10 protein-coding genes, 1 tRNA gene and 1 pseudogene are annotated in these 19,366 nt (G+C 44.7%); 5 read left to right on the forward strand and 7 right to left on the reverse strand.

Annotated elements, in window-relative coordinates:
• Window positions 1–120 precede the first annotated feature (120 nt).
• Window positions 121–5,025, forward strand: coding sequence for a DEAD/DEAH box helicase (locus WG31_RS11215; protein WP_082823207.1), 4,905 nt, complete (start codon window positions 121–123; stop codon window positions 5,023–5,025).
• 58 nt (window positions 5,026–5,083) lie between these two features.
• Here WG31_RS11215 and WG31_RS11220 read toward each other — a convergent pair whose 3' ends face one another.
• On the reverse strand, window positions 5,084–6,760 hold the full coding sequence (locus WG31_RS11220) for a DUF262 domain-containing protein (protein WP_245191511.1): 1,677 nt from the start codon (window positions 6,758–6,760) through the stop codon (window positions 5,084–5,086).
• Between the two features lie 255 nt (window positions 6,761–7,015).
• On the opposite strand from WG31_RS11220, the gene WG31_RS11225 reads away from it, so the two are divergent.
• The 3 genes from WG31_RS11225 (at window position 7,016) to WG31_RS11230 (ending at window position 8,547) form a co-directional block, all read left to right on the forward strand.
• On the forward strand, window positions 7,016–7,609 hold the full coding sequence (locus WG31_RS11225; protein ID WP_063354563.1) for a recombinase family protein: 594 nt from the start codon (window positions 7,016–7,018) through the stop codon (window positions 7,607–7,609).
• Window positions 7,610–8,177: 568 nt separating this feature from the next.
• Window positions 8,178–8,245 (forward strand) — tRNA-Glu (locus tag WG31_RS15590).
• 134 nt (window positions 8,246–8,379) lie between these two features.
• Window positions 8,380–8,547, forward strand: coding sequence for a hypothetical protein (locus WG31_RS11230; RefSeq protein WP_157884534.1), 168 nt, complete (start codon window positions 8,380–8,382; stop codon window positions 8,545–8,547).
• Window positions 8,548–9,103: 556 nt separating this feature from the next.
• On the opposite strand, the gene WG31_RS11235 is transcribed toward WG31_RS11230, so the two are convergent.
• The 4 genes and pseudogenes from WG31_RS11235 to WG31_RS11255 form a co-directional block, all read right to left on the reverse strand.
• The gene (locus WG31_RS11235; protein ID WP_063354565.1) at window positions 9,104–10,195 is read right to left on the reverse strand and encodes a nuclease-related domain-containing protein; all 1,092 of its coding nucleotides are present in this window, start codon (window positions 10,193–10,195) and stop codon (window positions 9,104–9,106) included.
• Between the two features lie 488 nt (window positions 10,196–10,683).
• A pseudogene (locus WG31_RS15115) lies at window positions 10,684–11,880 on the reverse strand (autotransporter strand-loop-strand O-heptosyltransferase).
• Entirely contained in the window at window positions 11,831–13,945 is a 2,115-nt protein-coding gene (locus tag WG31_RS11250) for a hypothetical protein (RefSeq protein WP_063354568.1), read from the reverse strand. The pseudogene WG31_RS15115 and the gene WG31_RS11250 overlap by 50 nt, the downstream one beginning before the upstream one ends.
• 257 nt (window positions 13,946–14,202) lie before the next feature.
• Window positions 14,203–17,289 carry a Hint domain-containing protein gene (locus tag WG31_RS11255; RefSeq protein ID WP_063354569.1) on the reverse strand — a complete coding sequence of 1,029 codons (3,087 nt, stop codon included), beginning with the start codon at window positions 17,287–17,289 and terminating at the stop codon, window positions 14,203–14,205.
• A 204-nt stretch (window positions 17,290–17,493) separates the two neighbouring features.
• Between WG31_RS11255 and WG31_RS11260 the strand changes: the two genes are divergently transcribed.
• Window positions 17,494–18,126 carry a recombinase family protein gene (locus WG31_RS11260; protein WP_063354570.1) on the forward strand — a complete coding sequence of 211 codons (633 nt, stop codon included), beginning with the start codon at window positions 17,494–17,496 and terminating at the stop codon, window positions 18,124–18,126.
• Between the two features lie 404 nt (window positions 18,127–18,530).
• Here WG31_RS11260 and WG31_RS15120 read toward each other — a convergent pair whose 3' ends face one another.
• Together WG31_RS15120 and WG31_RS15595 are read right to left on the reverse strand one after the other, a co-directional pair.
• Complete coding sequence (locus WG31_RS15120; protein ID WP_245191512.1) at window positions 18,531–18,920, reverse strand: low temperature requirement protein A; 390 nt, start codon at window positions 18,918–18,920, stop codon at window positions 18,531–18,533.
• Window positions 18,877–19,035, reverse strand: a complete 159-nt coding sequence (locus WG31_RS15595) for a hypothetical protein (RefSeq protein WP_157884535.1) — start codon at window positions 19,033–19,035, stop codon at window positions 18,877–18,879. The genes WG31_RS15120 and WG31_RS15595 overlap by 44 nt, the downstream gene beginning before the upstream one ends.
• Between the last annotated feature and the right edge of the window lie 331 nt (window positions 19,036–19,366).

A 19,366-nucleotide genomic window follows, 5' to 3' on the forward strand; every position in this document is an offset into this window, starting at 1 on the left:
GGGTGCTTACGGAGGAGGGCTCGATTTCATCCTTCCACATTACAGAGTCATAAAGACACGACTTTACTGACAGACGTTGAGCGATAAGATGAAATATCTTACCCTTGAAGGCTTCTGTTTATGTCTGCTCTTTCTACCCTCCTTGATACCCTGCGCCATATGGCCGTTACCGAGAGCGAAAAAGGGACATATTTTGAGGAACTGGTCGTCTGCTACCTGCGGACAGAACCCAGCTATGTCGATCTTTATGACAAGGTCTGGCCCTACAAGGAATGGGCAAAGGAAGAAGGGCATCCCGTCAAGGATACAGGCATCGACCTTGTGGCTAGAGAACGGGGAACAGGCAATCTTCATGCCATCCAATGCAAGTTCTACGCACCGGACCACAAGATCACAAAGAAGGATATCGACACCTTCTTCTCTGCGTCCGGCAAAAGCTGGTTCTCCCATCGCGTCATTGTGGCGACCACGAACCACTGGAACAGCAACGCCGAAGACACACTGGCCAACCAGCACCCGCCAGTTAGCAAGATTGACCTGCTAGACCTTGAAACCAGCGTCATTGACTGGTCGCAGTATCAACCGAAACAGAAGCCTGTCCTACGGGAGAAAAAGAGACCCCGCGAGCATCAGAAAACGGCTATCGGGAACGTGCTGGCAGGTTTCGAGACTCATAACCGTGGCCGACTCATCATGGCTTGCGGCACAGGCAAGACCTTCACCAGCCTGAAACTGGCAGAAGAACTGGTTGGCGCTGGTGGCCGCGTCCTGTTTCTGGTTCCCAGCCTGTCCCTGCTCTCCCAATCCCTCACAGAATGGACACAGGAAAGTCAGGTTCCCTTGCATAGTTTCGCTGTCTGTTCAGACAGTGATGTGGGAAAGAAGAAAGCGTCCAACGACGACGAAATCAAGGTCAAGGTTCACGAGCTTCGCTACCCTGCGACCACAAATCCGGAGCGACTGGCAACCGAATACCAGAAACGTCATGACGCCACCCATATGACAGTGGTGTTCTCCACCTATCATTCCATTGATGTCATCAGTCAGGCGCAGAAAGAGCATGACTTCCCGGAATTCGATTTGATTGTTTGCGATGAAGCCCATCGCACCACCGGTGTGACGTTTGGTGGAGAAGAGAACGACAGCGCCTTTGTGAAGGTCCATAATCAGGATTATCTGCACGGCCAGCGTCGTCTCTACATGACCGCTACACCCCGTATCTATGGGGATGTGGCTCAGGAGAAGGCCGAAAAGGAAGGAGCCATCGTCTATGGCATGAACAATGCCGAGATTTTTGGCCCAGAGTTCCATGTCATCACCTTCTCCGAAGCAGTCAGACGCAAACTACTGGTCGATTACAAAGTCATCGTGCTGGCTGTTGATGAGGGTACAGTCAGCGCAAGGCTTCAGAAGCTTCTGGACGACCCCGAAAATGGCCTGAAAGTCGATGATGCCGCCAAAATTGTCGGATGCTGGAAAGCTCTAGCCAAGATCGGTTTGTCCCAAGACGGTGTTGAAGACCCCAGTCCCATGAAACGCGCTGTGGCGTTCTGTCAGGTTATCTCTCCTGACTACAAGGGACAAACACACAAAGTCAGTTCCATCCAGATTGCCGACATGTTCCAGAAGGTTGTTGAGGAATATCAGCAACAAGACGGTATCGAGCCAGAGGCACGTCTGACCTGCGAAGCGGAACACGTTGATGGCGGAATGAATGCCAGTGAAAAGGAAGGCAAGCTCTCATGGCTGAAAGAGGAAACGCCTGACAAAGTCTGCCGTGTGCTGTCCAACGTTCGATGCCTTTCTGAAGGCGTGGATGTTCCCGCCCTTGATGCTGTCCTTTTCCTGACACCCCGCAACTCTCAGGTTGATGTGGTGCAGTCAGTCGGTCGCGTGATGCGGAATGCTACCGGCAAGAAACGGGGTTACGTGGTTCTGCCTGTAGTTATCCCTGCGGGCACACCGCCCGAGCAGTCTTTGGACAATAATCAGGCTTACAAGGTGGTCTGGCAAGTTCTTCAGGCTTTACGGTCCCACGATGACCGCTTTGACAGCATGGTTAACAAGATGGACCTTCAGGCGAAACCTGACACGTCCCGCATGGAAGTGATCGCGGTCACAAAGACCATCACCCCGAGGACAAAGGCCCTGACCACAGGCACTGCCCAGAAGGCTCATTCTTCCTACGATATTGGAAAGAAAGCCTCTCGTCCCAGTGAAGAACAGTTCAAAATGGAGTTCGAAGTCGGCGAAATCGAACGCGCCATCTATGCGAAAATCGTCAAGAAGGTAGGCAACCGTCATCACTGGGAAGACTGGGCCGGTGATATTGCGAAAATTGCCCAGACACATATCACACGCATTGCCACCATTCTTGAAAACCCTGAAAATATTGAGGCCCGTAAAGCCTTTGACCAGTTTGCAGGAGACCTGCGGTCAGAACTGAATGACAGCATTACCGATGAGGAAATCATCGAGATGCTGGCCCAGCACCTGATTACCCGCCCTGTCTTTGAAGCCCTGTTTTCAGGCCACAGCTTTGTCTCCGACAATCCCATGTCGAAAGCCATGCAGTCCGTTCTGGATGCGCTGGACAAGCACAGCCTGCGCAAGGAAACCGACAGGCTTGAACAGTTCTACGAAAATGTGAAGGACAGAGCCTCTGGTATTGATACCGCTTATGGTCGTCAGAAGGTCATCAAGGAACTGTATGACGGGTTTTTCCAGACAGCCTTTCCACGCCTGAAGGAACGACTTGGCATCGTTTATACCCCGATTGAGGTGGTGGACTTCATTATCCGCTCCATCAACGACGTTCTGCAAAACGAGTTCGGGCAGACACTGGGAAGTAAAGGCGTCCACATCATGGACCCTTTCACCGGCACGGGAACCTTCATCACAAGGCTGTTGCAGAGCGGAGTGATTTCGAAGGAACAGCTTCTGCATAAATACCGGCAGGAGCTTCATGCAAACGAAATTGTCCTGCTGGCCTATTATATTGCCTCGATCAATATCGAAGCGACCTTCTCTGACCTCATGGACGGAACGTATGAACCTTTTGAGGGTATCTGCCTGACAGACACGTTCCGGCTCAGTGAACCGCATGACCTCATCGGGTCCACGCTGGAAGATAACAACAAGCGTATCAGAAAACAGAAAAAGCTCGATATCCGCGTTATCATGGGGAACCCGCCCTATTCCGTGGGACAAAAAAGCGGAAATGACAACAATCAGAATGTCGCCTACCCAGCGTTAGATGACCGTATTGCTGAAACATACGTGAAACGTTCAACTGCAATGCTAAAGACCTCATTGTATGATAGCTACATCCGGGCTATCCGCTGGGCTTCCGACCGTATCGGTGACTGTGGTGTCATCGGATTTGTGACCAATGCGGGCTTTCTGGACGCCAATACAGCCAACGGTCTGCGTCAGTGTCTGGCAGAAGAATTTTCCTCCATTCATGTGTTCCATCTGCGGGGTGGGGTCCGAGGGAAATCAGGGGATTTAGCCAAACGGGAAGGTGGGAATATTTTCAATATCATGGTGGCTCCTGCCATTTCCATCATGGTCAAGAACTCGGATGCCAAAGAACAGGGACGTATCCTGTTTCATGATATCGGGGATTATCTGAACCGTGAGCAGAAGCTGAAACGTATTCAGGAACTGGCCAGCGTCAATGGACTCACGGATGCCGGTCTGTGGCAGACTATCACACCCGACGAACATGGAGACTGGCTCAGGCAGAGGGATGATAGCTTCGGGAAGTTCATTGCTATCGGAAACAAGGAAAAGGATGCTGGAACGGTTCTGTTTTCGGCTTATTCATCAGGTGTAAAAACCCAGCGAGATGCGTGGTGCTACAATTCCGGGAAAAGTGCTCTTACTCGTAGTGTAAAGAACACAATTTCCACCTACAATTCTGAACTCCAGCGATTCAATGCATCTTTTCCTTCTTTAGAGCGGGCCGAGCGTGAAAATAAAATTGGTAATTTTATTAATACTGATCCAACAAAAATAAGCTGGTCTGATGGAGTAAAACGAGATATTGTCCGCAACGAAGCTTATGTATTTTCTATTGAAGATATAACCACATCAATTTATAGACCTTTTACATTCCAATGGCTTTATTTTAATCGAAAATTAAATGAGCGCGTTGGCTTAATGCCTCGGCTGTTTCCTGATGCGAAGGCAGAAAATCTGGTCATATGTGTTCCGGGTTTAGGTGGAGATAAAGGTTTTTCTGCCTTTATGACTAACCATATCATCGACCTAAACCTTGCCCCCGCGATGGGTGGATATCAAGCATTCCCGCTTTTCGTGTATCAGGAAAATAAAAAGACCTCAGACCATCCCGACCTACTGACAGGCTCACCGAAGACCGGACTAACCAGACAGGACGCCATCACCGATGGAGGACTGAAGCATTTTCAGGATGCCTATCCCGGTGAGAGCATAAGCAAGGAAGACCTGTTCTATTATGTCTATGGCCTTCTGCATTCCCCTGAGTATCGGGAACGCTATGCTGATACCTTACGGAAGGAACTGCCCCGCATCCCCCGTGTGAAGACATTCGAGGCTTTCAAGGCATTCTCTGATGCCGGTCGCAGACTGGGTGAGATGCATGTCAATTTCGACAGCCAGCCTATTTATAAAGACGTGGAAATTGAGACAGGGGGAAAAGCCCTGACATCTGCGGATTACCGTGTGGAAAAGATGAAATACGGGAAGGGCAAAGACAAAACCGTTCTGCATTACAATGACCGCATCACAGTCAAAGGCATTCCTCTGGAAGCTTACGACTATGTGGTGAACGGCAAGTCTGCTCTCGATTGGGTTGTCGAGCGTCAGTGCGTAAAGACAGACAAGGCCAGTGGTATCGTCAATGATGCCAATGACTGGGCCATTGAGACCATGGATAACCCACGTTACCCGCTGGAACTGTTCCTTCGGGTGCTGACTATCAGCCTAGAAACCATGAAGATTGTAAGCGGATTGCCGGCTCTTGATATTCTCGATAACTAAAAAAGCTTCTTTTGCACTTAGTAATTTCATACTAAATGCAAAAGAATAAAATTTAATTCTATGGTGTTCTCTTCCAAAGCTTAATGGCTAATTTTGACAATTCCATTTGCCTAATATTAATTTCCTCTATCCCCCATTTCGAAAAATTGCAAATATCTCTCGTTATTTCTATTCGTGATTGAACAAAATACCCTTTCTTTTGTGTAAAACTCTTGTTTCCAATTTCTGCGTTGATTTTTGTCTCTAATAAAGTCTGGTTTCCAATCCTATTAACATACTTTTTCATATCATCTTCAGAAATGTGCCATGATGAATCAGGATTTTGAGGCAATATATGTTCCAGATTAGCTTCATTAATATCTTTAGTAATAGGCTTGAGATTATTTCCTAACTTTTCAGCCTCTAATTTTGTCAAATACCATCTAGCCAAAGATGGTTTAGAAACATTAGCCTTTGAAAAGGCCATTTGGAATTCATCATCTGTAGGAAGAATTTTAAAAGCAGTATATAATTGACGAGCTGTTTTTATTTTTTTATCTGAAACATCTTTTGCTCGTGCTGAATAGTTATCCTCCAGTGTTCCACTACCCCCTACTCCACATATTAAAAACCGAACACTCCACGAGACAAGCATAGGAATAGTTTTATTGACCTCACTAGGGGAGAAATTTTCAAAAACTGATATCAATAATGGTCTCACTTGAGTAATATTAGCAATATCAAACAAATACAGAGCATCACGAACAGATTCAGAGTACTTAGACCACACTTCGTTTGATGGGTTTATAAACGCAGAATATATTTTTGACGCTTTATATAACTCATTTGTGTATTTCACAGACTTTTCAGAAGTGTTTATTTCTTTTTTAATGCTCTCGTATAAATCTTTTTCGCGTGTCAAACCATGCTTTGCAATCCAAGCGTGTCTAACAAAGTTTTTGATATCATTTTGCTCAAATGCATTTGATATAACTGTACTCATTTGAGTCCACATAGTTTGACACTGAGGTAAAGCATCTTGATCCGCTAAACTAAATATATAATTCTTCAATAAATCAGCAACTGTTAAATCTAACCCTCTATCATTCAATACCTCAAATATTACGAATGCATTAGATTCATTGCCAACATCTAAATAGACAAGAACCGCTTTATTTTCTATAAAATCCAAAAGATCGAATAGTTCATCATCTGGATTTTCACATTTTTGAACTATTTCTGAAACAGTTTTATGTGCTTCTTTAATGGCTGTATATAAGCGTTTTTGTGTTTGTGATAAACCATTAGGAGCACGAGCCCCCGGTTTGTGAAAATCAATCACATATTCTTTATAAAAAAGACCATCTTCGGGTAGCAATAAAACACGGGGGTTGGTTTTTACAGAACGCACATCAGATTTTGTTAGATACTCCTTAGTTATAATATCAGCCCTATCCGTGTCACCTTTTTCCTGAAAATAATTTCTTATTGCAGAAATTAGTATTGTAAATGTAACTATTCTCTGTTGTCCATCTATGATATTCTTAATTTCATTATCTTTTTTCGTTAAAACTACAGTACCAACAAAATATTGCTGGCTATTTTTTTCTTTTGCATTCGTTATGTCATCAAATAGTTGTTTGACATGAGGCCTTTCCCATGTGTAAGGCCTTTGATACAAAGGAACTGATAATCTTTGCTGTTTTAATAACAAACCGACGCCCATTAATTTTGAACTAATTTGTTCCAATGCCATCTTTTTAATCCCTATTAATATTTTTGCACCATATACTGTTGTGGTTTTTTCAAACAGACAACCATTGAGAGGACATAACTTCAGTGCCCTCAATATTTAATATATGTGAATCACGAAATTCTCCATATGGTTCTTTTTAAGCAGTCCCTAAAGGGACATAGACCCCTACCCCGGTATTATGTGCCTTTTGGGTCTATAATGGAGTTAAGGAGCGGTTAGTCCCGCCATCCCTATAACCCATAAGGAACGAAAGGTATGAAATACGGATACGCACGAGTAAGCACATCAGACCAAGACCTGACCATACAGGAAACAGCTCTCCAAAAAGCAGGATGTGAAATTATCAGGGGTGAAAAGGTCTCTGGAACCAGCCGGGAAGGAAGGCAAGAACTGGATACCTTGCTTCAATTTTTGAGGGCCGGTGATTCCTTGGTTGTCACTCGTATTGACAAGCTCGCCAGATCAATCAGTGATTTGCAGGATATTGTCAGATATCTGGAAGATAAAAAGGTATCGTTGATTTGCACTCAGCAACCCATAGATACATCAAACGCTGTAGGAAAAATGTTCCTGAATCTGCTTGGCGTCTTTGCTCAATTTGAGACTGAATTGAGAAGAGAGCGACAGCTTGAAGGCATCGCCAAAGCCAAGGAGGAAGGTGTCTACAAAGGCAGAAAGCAGTCTTATGACCATGAGCATGTCAAACAGCTCAAAACCAACGGCTTGGGTGTCGCGGAAATTATGAGACAAACAGGAATATCAAAAACTCATATCTACCGAATTCTAAACTGTTATGATTTGCCCATTAATGTTGATGCAGACATACCTACGAATGAGATTGTCATGTAGAAACTGTTTCCCCCGTTGTTTACAAACAGAAAAACAAATCTTCTGGCATCATCCACACCCAAAAGTCAGTTTTTGTGTCACAGTATTCGTCTCCCTTAAAAACCTTGACCGATTTCACACAAAGTCTTACACAAACTCTTACACAAGCGTTCAGAATATTGTTTAAAAACAATATATTATGAATTGTGCGATTTACTTCAGTGGGTTCGAGTCCCGCAGTTCGCAATCTCTAAGGCGCTGATTTTATTGAAAAATCATAAAAAATCTAAAATGTGAACTTCTATACGTCCGTCTTCCCAATTAGAGAACTTTTTAGACTTGCGACCGCCCTATAAATTCCAGACGTCTCGTGCGCTTGCGGTCGGACTACGTAACTTTCGCAAATATTACGTCAAGCGATCTCCCCAAAATTAGTCATGCATACGCCCTCTATAAGAAACACTGAATACGGCTGACAGGGATCCGTGCACCATTTTTGCACCACAACAAGAAAGATTTAGGGTGACAACGCATGATGTTGTGTGACACATATATGTATGTTTATCATATAGTTATGAAAGGAACTCGCAGATGACTGCGGTCTATTTTTGCCCTTTCACGGCGGCAACACGGGTTCGAATCCCGTACGGGACGCCAATATTTCCAATGACTTAGAGTTTTGGTCACGGAATAATTGACGGTTTTTGGGGCCATCTTAGGCCCACCACCAAAAAAGACGATAAGCACATGGTTCCATGCAAAGGCTATGCTGGGCCCAAGCGAGATTCATCATGAAAGATCGCATCACTTCCGCCAAAACCGCTGCTCTGGCCACAAGCCACCCACTTCCTGTCGAGATTGAATATCGCGGCAAGAGCCAGTATCAAGCCAGCAAGCGCATCGCGGACGGAAAAAATATCTACCAGACCTTCTACTTAGCCAAACTGATACGACGCTGACTAGACAAAACGTCTGCCAGCCAGAGCTTGACCAGTTCCAGATACGCGACCACTGGGACGACAGAGCATCCGTGAACTGGTCGACCACCATGTGCGCGAGAAGATGCAGACCCGGGAGAATGATCGCAAGGGTCACATCCCCGCCATTCTTCAAGACGAGATCGCACAGCAGGCACTGCCGATCTGAGCACGACGGCAGTCCGTGGCTTCTGGAACCGGCTGGCCTAGAAATACAGCGGCGCTACAATCGTCAAACGCCTTAACCTGCTCGCCGCGATCTGCCAGCATGGGCTCGCAGAGTGGGACTTACCCCTCTCAAAAAACCGACCGCCGCAACAACGGTCAAACATCCCGCTGGCGCAGGCAAAAAGCATAACTGTCGTCTTATAGGCGACGAACACAAGCGTTTTCTGAACCTACTAGCATCTCGTTAAGAACTTGGGCTCGCCTCAAGGAGTGGTGTGCTCTCGCAACCAGATACGAAAAAACAGAAACATCGTTCCTTGCCGTCATCCACATTGCTGCCGCAGCAGAATGAAACAAGCCCTAACAGACCCTAATAATTTAATTGTTTTTTATGCTTCTCTTGTAGTTCTGACTGTTTTTTCAAAAACCCCAAAAGAATAGACCATGCATCTTCAACTTCCTTATAATCTATATAAGGCACATCTGATAATGGGGGCCTACAATCATTACCCAAATATTCCTTTAATCTGGACGGCCTGACAATTCTATTTTCAATATAACTGTCACATCTTGTTTTTCCTGCAAGAACAACAAGAGAAAAAATATTCTTTTCTTCTAAACCCGTTGTTAATCTTACAGCATCAACATGCATCTGGTTTTGTCGGAGAGGACTATAAAATTTATATCTTTGATCTGATTCTGGATCATCTGGTTGCCGAACCCAGTTGTAGTCATCTTTTGGATCATGAGAAATATATCCACTATAATATTTTGTTTCTATAACAAATATTCCCCATGGAACTTTCACAATATGATCAATCTGCGTTACTTTTTTACCTGTTGGAGAGTTATATTCTATATATATATTTTTTAATATTCCCCTATTTTTTCTAATATCTTTTATGTATTTATTAACAATACATTCTCCTGCAAACCCTTTCCTTTCAGCATACGATTTCTCAGGAGCAGACGGTTCCTCCTGAAAAGATTGCTCATCATCAATATCTATTATCTCAGGCGTAGATGCCCTGCCATGAAATACAGTGCTCTGGGCTATAGACGATCTGAATTCATATTTGGAAGTAGGGCTTTGATGTGTTGATGATTTAAATGTGTAAGAATTATCTTCTTCAGATGGCTTTTCCTTTGAAGCATCCTGTTTCTGATTGGATACTTTTTCGGTATCTCTACTGGCGGCTTCAATTACAATAGCGGCTAAAATAGCTAATACTAGACAAATTATCCAGTGCGCCAAAATAAAATAGAAAATAATTATTGATATTTTAAACAATATATATATTGCCACTATTGCAAGAAGAAATCTTAACACCACTCTCTCCATAACTGAATAAAAAATAAAAAATGTTCCATAATTTTCAATACAATTTCCGCAAATTTTGTCACCATAAATTTCTAAGATATTTTCTAGAAAATATTCTAATTTCGAAACATTAATTGACAATTAGGTTGCAGAAAACTGGATTATACCCTAAAATATAAGTTCAATCTTCAAATAATTACAAAAAAATCTGTATTTTTTACGTTGAATAAGAAAATATGGAAGAATTCATATTATATAAAATATTTTCTTATATTTAAAAATACTTAATTTATCCCAATTTTTCTTTATGGCGCTTGAATGCATTATAACCAAAATCAAGATGAAATTGAATGTTTGATAACTCTTCAGATGTTTTATTCAGGATGCCACATAAAGCCAGAGGATTTGGAAATACATGGTCACATTTCTGTGTGATTTCCATCCAACTTGCCACATAACACGAGTGAGTGCACGTTAATGGATCGCGGACAATTTCTATTAGAACAGAAAAATTTCCTTATTCTATGAGAGATATATGCAAACGGTAATCCAGTAATCTTCCTATAAAATAAGTAGATTTTGAGAAAGAATTTTCTCAGCATATGGTATTTCTGAATGTGCATTACCCTTTATGACAGCGCATGGATGGCTGTGCTAATTTTAGCGATGACCTGCTGTGACGTAATCAGACGTGTACACTCAAACTGACGTGGTGTATTGGCATGACGAGGGCACCAGAGAAAATCATGATGATCAAAGCGTTCACGCTCATCATTCCAACAGGAATTACATGTATGCTAATTGATAATACGGTAAGGAGTATGAAACTCATTGATAGGATGAGTAAAGCCGGAGATCATGACTACAGGCGTACCCGCAGCCCACGCTAGCCACGCAAGGCCTGAACTGAGGCCGATGAAGAACTCAGCATGTCGTAACCAACGTGCACGTTCTGTTAAGGGGCGATTGCCTGTTTGATCCTCTGCCCCATAAGGAATATGATTCCAGACAATAGCTGTGCCATTTACAGGTTTTTGATCAATACAGATAACCCGGTAGCCCTGCTTTTTAAGATAGGCAACAATCTCCATCCACCCAGTGGGATTGTTCCAGTATTTACACTGAGTGCTGGCCTGCACAGCAATACAGACATATTTTTCGGCTATCGGGCGTGTTTCATCAGACAAAGCAAGTTTGGGTGCTTCTTCCGCAGGATCAACACCTAGAATATACGCGGCAGTGCGATGAAGACCCACCAACCGAAAATCGGTTGGTTGAAAAACATTTTCTTTATCATCAAAAAATAACCCCATGCAGTACATTGCATAACTGTCTGCCAGTATGTCTTGTTCCTGAGCTATTTCTGGGGACATAAGTGTTAATTCTGGATATGCATCTTTCAGCACAGGAATAATCAAAGCAGAGAGAATGCAGGTTACATTTGCCTGATGGATATGCGCAAAGCGTGCTGCGTAGGGAAACCATGCAAGCGTATCGCCCAAAGTGCCGACAGGAAATTGAATGACAACTTTTTTGTTTTTCAAATTCAATTCATGCTGGAAAACAATGCGAACTTCTTTTTGAGGTAAAATATCTTCAACAATAATACCAAAGCGAACGTAAAAGCGTTTGGCAGAGTATACGGTAGCGCCCGTATTTTCATTCTGGAACAGAATATTCCCTGTATCCAGGTCACGTCATGTAATCCGCCATTTTCCTTCTGTACGTGCAGGCAGAACAATACGGGCACCCTGATTGAAATCAAACAAAATTCCATCAGGCCCATATGGTGGCTTTGCCGCCGTTTTGCAGAACCTCCGTACCACTCAGCACAGCACTGCTCTGCACGTTCAACTGGCCACCACTGGCAACATTGACATCTGCCGCAGATCCACCCGAACTGACATCCACAGTCCCGCCAGACACATTGGCGCCATTCAGGCTACCCTGTGAGAAAACGTTGAGCGTGCCACCACGTCCTACGGTTTCATTGTGTGCTGTAGCACCTGCCTCAACATCTTCAAGGCCACCATTGTTAACCGTTGTGCCTGTAGTGACGCCACCGCTTTGAACAAATTCGATACCACCAGAATTCACAACGGCACTCACAGCCGAACCGTTAATGTAGCCAAAGCCATTGGCGTTATACGTTGTATGGTTTGCGACCCCACCAGCACTCACAACTTCATGCCCGTGGCTTACAACAATCATGTCACTGTCCTGGCCGCCGGACATCACACGTTCTTCACCCAAATTGGTAATGGTGCCCGATACGGCACTCCCGGCATTATTCTGCCGACCCGTCTCAATGGTGAAATTGCTGACAACACCGCCCTGAGCCACGTTTTCTACGCCAGAGCGCTCAATCAGAATATTGGAGCCAGTGCCGCCAGACTGGATATCCGCGCTGCCGCCACTTGCAATGGTGACACCGCTTTCATACCCGCCAGAGAGTACGGATACCGTTGCGCCCGCGCTGAGTATGCCGCCACTCAAGCTGCCACCACTCAGGATGGTTTGACCGCCTATGGTCCCGGACGCATCAACAACAACAGTGCCTTGGGAATGAACAGTCTGATTAAGCGCTGTGCCACCAGCCCCTACAGTTTCAAGGCCACCGGCGTTCACGGTTGTTGCAGATGCAATGCCACCAGCGACTGCCTGAAGCTGACCGCCATCCAGAATTGTTCCAGAGGTCACGCCTTTTGTTTCTACCAACTGAAGACCACCTGCAGAAATGGTTGCAGCTTCACTCAGCCCATTCAGAACAGCGTCTTCACCACCACTATTCACAGTGTTGTTGTATGCTGAACCGTTTGTATATTCTACAATGGCGCCAGCGCTATTCACGACCGCATCATGGGATACGCCACCATCAATATACGCGGCATAAATACCTTGGGCATTCACAGTCATGGCAGACACCACGCCGTTGCTCTGCACGGTAATGCCAGCATCATTCAAGGTTACGCCAGATGCCAGGCCACCACCATTCACCACCAGATGATCGTGATAGACCGTCACATCATCCGCAACGCCGCCTGAATTGACAATAACATCGTGAACTTCACCACCTGTTGCAGCCTGCGCGCTGTTATCCACCGCACCAGAAACATACCCTTTACTGCCAACAACAAGCGTACCTTCCTTATCCCCAGTAATCTTAATATCCGTCGCAAAAGCTTTAGCGGAACTATCACCTGTAACATTAAGATGAGCGCCAGCAGTAACCGTATTGGATATTGCAGAAACACCACCGCTAATATCTAAACTTCCTGCTTTTAGAACTGTGTTGCTGAGTATAGCACCACTTTCTGCACGCACAGATTCCTGGACGTCAGAGTTCAGAATCACTCCACTTGTCACAGTTGTATCAACCGCAATGGCACCGGAGTGCACGATCATTTCACCCTCACCACTTACTGTGGTACTGGTAACGGATGCACCATTCTCTACAAGTAAAGCCGTAGGACTACCCCCAGTTGATGTAGTGGAAACAAGGGTATCTATAACATTGGCACCCGCATTGATTGTGGCGGATGCTGTATCGGTAATGGTCGTGCCAGAAAGTGTTGCACCGCTAGCAGCATAAAGCTCCGCACCATCGGAAATGTTGGTATTATCAGCAGTGCCACCAATAACCCCAATTTGGCCCATACTGGCAGATGTATCAACTGCGCTGCCGCCAGCAGAAATGGTCAACATGGCACCAGCAAAGCTATCATCATTTTCTGGCAACGATGTAGATGTAACAAGGCCGCCACTTTCAACAGTAATGTTGCCACCGTTTGCGGTAGTAAATGTTGCTGTTCCGAAAACATCCAGTGTATCATCATCATTTAGAATGATACCATGTGAGGATATTCCAGCAGGAATAGTCGTGTCAGTCATATTTATGATCCCTTAAAGTTATTTCTACATTCTGAGATTTTTGCAGAAATTTTTTCCCATTTATTGTCAAATATTATTGTTAATAAAAATAAATCATGATTATTTTTCTATAGTTTCATCAAAAACGTATATAATTATTTATAGAATATTTAATTTTTAACATGCCAACAATGCGGTATGTGCTGCTGAGTGTAGAGAAATACTCAGCAGCACCAATAAAACTTATTAAAGATGTTTATTAAAATACTTCACGGATTTTACATGGCCTGAGCCACTGCCTTTTCCATCTCTTTACCAACCAGATAAGGGCCTGCTGCACGAATAGTTATAGAGAGAATAGCCATTGCATTGTGCGTGATATTTCCGTCCAACGGTAGAATGGCATCACCATTTGTCCATGCACAATCTTGCCAATCCGTATCATGCCAACCAGCAGGCTTGGATGCTTGAAGATGGGCCGTAATCATCTGTAACTTACGAGCTGTCTGTACGCACACATCGGTTACAGCAACACCCAGATAGCGGCGATCATCTACAAACGGACCAATGACATCAGCCGGGCGGCTGGCGCGAGAAACAATCCGCACACACTTCGTGCCCGGTGGCAGCATGAAGCTGTATTTGTCATCTTGCACACGCATCGGCCGAATGCTTGCACCCGTTTGGGTGACAAGGTGCAGATCAGGATCTGTCGTTTGTGCTACAATAACTTCCCTCACATGGGTACCACTCACGCTATTTTCCCGTAATTCCAACTGGCGGAACAAAGGTTCAACAAAAGCCCGATCAACACATAGCGGAGCTGCTGCATTGTCTACCCATGTGCGTGTCATGCCATTCAGGGTTGCAACCTTGCCGACCTGATGGAAGGAACGACGGTTTCCGGTATCCAGATAGCTTTCCGTCAACATGCCATCAGCGGTAATGACAGAATGCTGTGCCGTTTCTACGTGGTAGTAATCGTAAGATGTGATGGATTTATCAAAGAAAATCGAAACACCATTTACCAGCATACGAACCGGCACAAACTTGTCCTCAAAGAACAGGCAATGTTCTGGCGTGATCAACATATCCTTATACGGAACGCCATCGGCAATGGCATCCTTGAGGATACGCACGGGATAACCCGCTTCATCATCTGCTAGGCCAGCACGCACCGTGGCATGGGACTTGCCAACCCAAACAACTGGGCTGCTGATTTCACGGTTGTTTTGCCAGTCAAAGACAATAACTTCATCACCAATCTGAACGTCTTCTACGGCAACATCACCTTTTGCTGTGCGAATCATGCTGCCAGACAGAAAACAGACGGTCTCATCTTCAACCAACCAGCCGGTTGTTCCATCTTGCACAATAGATGCTGTCGCTGGGGGTTCGTAGCCATCGGCAGGCACAACATCTGCATACTGAACGACATTCCCATCTGCCAACTGAACATTGAGCGTATAAGAGCCATCGCCATTATTCGTGTAAATTGCGGAAGTTGGTTCTGCTGTTAAACCGGAAATACCAAAATGCGTGTTTTTGGAAATACCATTAACCAGAACGTTGCCCTTAACACCTTCATCACCACTATCATCAATATAAATGGTGTTTACCGTATTTGGATCAACGTTAATGGTAGTTTTGTCCGAGTAGCTAATGCCCGGTTCTGCAAACAATGTGCTATTCTGCTGCATGTTTACAGTGCCGCCCTGCACCCATACAGGTTGATCTGTCGTACCCAGAGAGGCATTGATCAGATTAAGCGTGCCAGCATTATCCAATTTACCATTATCAAGGGTTACATGCCCTTGATTATTCATGATGGTGATGGTGCCATCATCGCGATTCATGGCAACACCACCCAGTTCTACATTGGATGGAGTATCAATGATAATCGTTCCGTTATTTTCAAAACCAGCCGTTGCAAAAACATTCCCAACATATTGAGAATCACCTTGCGCCGTAATTTTAAGTGTGCCGTTTTGCCAAACACTCAGGCTACGGATCTGGTTGTAATCTGGAGCATTGTCCACCACAGTTTGCGGCGTAGTGGTATTACCCTCCCAACTGATATTCACATCCGCATTCTGTTGGCTCTGCGGAACAGGGTTGCTCGTCCAGACACTTGCATCGGATGTATCAACTTTATTGCCGGTAGAATCAAGCAACTCCCAATTGGAAGAATCATTCCAATCACTACTGGCAGTCCCCGTCCAATGCCAAGACATATCATGCTGGTGATAGCTGGCTGGCGTGCTGGAATACTGAGAGGTATCTCCCCCAGCGTTTGTTGAGCTTGTCGCAATGGCGCTTAGCTGTTGGTGCAAAGTGTTGTCTGTATAAGCACCTGTAGCAGAAGCAGATGATGTATCTTCAATATCCCAGCCAGAAGCTGCTGTATCCTGCACAATAGTGGCTGTAGCAGGCGGTGTATAACCATCTGCCATATGCAGGTTGCTGTATGTCAGATTGCTGCCATCTGCCATATCAACAGTCAACGTATAAGAACCATCCTTATTCTCTGCATACGTTGCAGATGTAGGCGCAGACGCCAGACCAGAAATACCGAAGCGTGTGTTTTCAGAAATGCCGTTGATAACAACATTCTGAGCATTGGTCGCATCTGCCCCGCCATGCAGAAAACCATTATCCTGCACGTAAAGCGTATTTACTGTTGCCGGATCAACATTGATGGTTGCAATAGATTCAGCTGAATTCATAAAGATGCTGCTATTCTGTTGCAGATTAACGGTTCCACCGCTCACCCACACAGGCTGTCCAGCAGACCCCAAGGACGCGTTGATAAGGTTAACCGTGCCGCCACTATTCAGATTGCTGTCATCAAAAATTACGTTGCCATGGTTATTCATGATGGTGATGGTGCCATCATCGCGATTCATGGTAACGCCACCGAAATCTACCTTCGATGGGGTATCGATAATAATTGTACCATCGTTTTCGAAACCAGCAGTAGCAAAAACATTGCCATCAATACTGGAACCAGCCTGAGCCGTCACTTTTAGTGTTGCATTCTGCCAAACGCTCAGGCTGCGAATCTGATTGTAATCGGGCGCATTCACAACAACTGTAACGGAATCTTCGCCACTTGCCGGAGACAGGCTAACATCTGCATTTTGTTCTGCCTGAGGTACGGAACCTTCTGTGGTAACTGGATTATTGGCGCCATCGTAAAGTGTCCAGTTAGAGGGATCGTTCCAATCACCTGTGGCGCCGCCAACCCAGCGCCAAGACATATCATGATGATGGAAACTGGTTGCGGTGCTGTCAGATGATGTACCGCTTCCAGTAGCGATTGCATCATCATTGATTGTTTTAAAATCTATGGGTGAATCTGCCATTACTTTAAACTTTCCTAAATCTTAATTTTAGCAATAAATTATGTTAGTATAATACTATCAATATAAAGTTTTATGTTGTGCCAACAATTTGTCTCGTGTAGTAATTGTTGCGTAGTACCCGTTAGGCAAGTCCACACATTTGAGCTTGCCAAAATTAAGATTAAAGCAAGGAACTCTTTTGTTTTTTCAGGAGTTTACGCTTTAATGAATATATCTAAATCGCACCGTAAAATCGGATATGCCCGCGTTAGCACGATAGGCCAGACTCTAGAACATCAAGTTAAAACCTTAAAGGAATACGGATGCCACCAAATTTATTGCGAAAAGGCAAGTGGAGCCGACACCAATCGGCTAGAACTACGCAAGCTCATTGAAAATCTGAGGGAAGGACAGTCCATTGTGGTCACACGCATTGATCGGCTGGCTCGCAGCACATTTGATCTATTCGCTATAGTTAAAAGTATTACCGATAAAAAAGCTCAGTTTTACTCTTTGGCTGAACCTTGGACCGACACAAGTACCAGCACCGGACGGCTTATGCTAGCTGTTCTCGGCGGTTTAGCTGATGTAGAAAGAGATCTCATCCGCACTCGCACCTCGGAAGGTCGTGCAAGAGCGATAGCTCAGGGAAAGAAAATGGGGCGCCCTCGGCGCATTACAGATATCCAACGCATAGAAATTATCCAAAAACGCAAAAATGGCGAAACGCTAGAAAAAATTGCAAAAACTTTTGGCATAAATTCAGGAACTGTTTCTCGTATCATATCTCACGCTAAAAAAAATAATCATCATCGAAATCTCCAGAACATGTCATCAGTTAATTTCAGTGATGGTTGAAACGAGTTGGTCGGCTGGCAAGAAATACTGATATGTTAGCCTGCCATAACGCGCTGCGATGCCTGTAGACTGTTTGAACCCAACGAACAATCATCTTGCCCAATTGCCGCCAAACCCGTTGGATCTCAAACGCACAACTGGTCACCGTGATCTGAAGTCACTGGATATTCTACTATCAGCCCATTTCTGAGGAAATTAATCGGCAGATCGAAAAAGCAGAACGTGTGCAAAACATGCTTTGCACCGATGATGCCAGCAGCCCATAATCGTTGCTTCCATGCTGCGATCCGTCAATGCCTCCAAAAAACGCAACACGCTCTTCCAGAAGCATTGATGCAATAAAAGAGAATCTGGCCCAGCATGAGTACATCTTACTGGAAAAAAACTCTCATAAGTCTTTACATTTAGGCCCTATTGCTTCTTCCCACACTCCAAGCGACACTCAGCAACAGAAGCGTACCAACACAACATAATACAAGTGATGGCAGTGCCTGCCCCAAGCCAAGAAAAATAAAGAACCCCAGTAATATTGGCATTGTCCATTGTGCCGCACGCGCTATGTAGAGCCCGGATGCCATACTTGTTTCACCTAACGCCACCATGACAAAAAGCTGACATCGTTCAACCAAGTGACTGCCTGAAATTGTCCAGCCTGACGTATATGACCGCCCCAGAATGCGTTTATAACTGAGGAGCAGGCATGATTTGCAGGTAATTTGGCAACCACAAAAACTGGTCGCCCCATCTGCATCACTGCATAGCAGATCGGACAGGCTGAGGCGGTTGCGCTGCATCTTCTGCCAACGCTTTGCTTTCTGTAACACCCAATCCCACAGATACACCCAAAGCAACAGCCACGCGCAGGCCCTTACCTTGTGAACTCGAGTGAGACAAATCTGATCGACTCATTTGCCGCACTCTTGGTGAACCCTAGCTTCTGCTCCACCTTAATGAGATAATAGGGACGAAACGTATAATTGATAATAATGCTTATATTCAGAAGCAAATGATTATCAAATCGTATGGGTGTGTGTTTGCTGCAACAGACTGTTACAGTGACCAAAAATATCTATGAACTAAAATTTGTAAAATAAATTTTAATTTTTCAATCTGTTAGCCAGATATCACTGTTTACATAAAGACATTTAACCATCTGAATCATACAGACACTTTGCAAAATATTAGGACATTCACGCTCAGATGATAGTGATTCTCACTTGCGTATTTGTGGGCGCTTTGT

The organism is Acetobacter oryzifermentans (assembly GCF_001628715.1).
Lineage (GTDB): Bacteria > Pseudomonadota > Alphaproteobacteria > Acetobacterales > Acetobacteraceae > Acetobacter > Acetobacter oryzifermentans.

Excerpts from the sequence above, each read along its gene's own strand:
- WG31_RS15120 (WP_245191512.1), bottom strand. The coding sequence starts at position 18,920 with ATGCAGCGCAACCGCCTCAGCCTGTCCGATCTGCTATGCAGTGATGCA.
- WG31_RS11220 (WP_245191511.1), bottom strand. The coding sequence starts at position 6,760 with ATGGCATTGGAACAAATTAGTTCAAAATTAATGGGCGTCGGTTTGTTA.
- WG31_RS11250 (WP_063354568.1), bottom strand. The coding sequence starts at position 13,945 with ATGACTGACACGACTATTCCTGCTGGAATATCCTCACATGGTATCATT.
- WG31_RS11215 (WP_082823207.1), top strand. The coding sequence starts at position 121 with ATGTCTGCTCTTTCTACCCTCCTTGATACCCTGCGCCATATGGCCGTT.
- WG31_RS11230 (WP_157884534.1), top strand. The coding sequence starts at position 8,380 with ATGAAAGATCGCATCACTTCCGCCAAAACCGCTGCTCTGGCCACAAGC.
- WG31_RS15595 (WP_157884535.1), bottom strand. The coding sequence starts at position 19,035 with ATGAGTCGATCAGATTTGTCTCACTCGAGTTCACAAGGTAAGGGCCTG.
- WG31_RS11225 (WP_063354563.1), top strand. The coding sequence starts at position 7,016 with ATGAAATACGGATACGCACGAGTAAGCACATCAGACCAAGACCTGACC.
- WG31_RS11255 (WP_063354569.1), bottom strand. The coding sequence starts at position 17,289 with ATGGCAGATTCACCCATAGATTTTAAAACAATCAATGATGATGCAATC.
- WG31_RS11260 (WP_063354570.1), top strand. The coding sequence starts at position 17,494 with ATGAATATATCTAAATCGCACCGTAAAATCGGATATGCCCGCGTTAGC.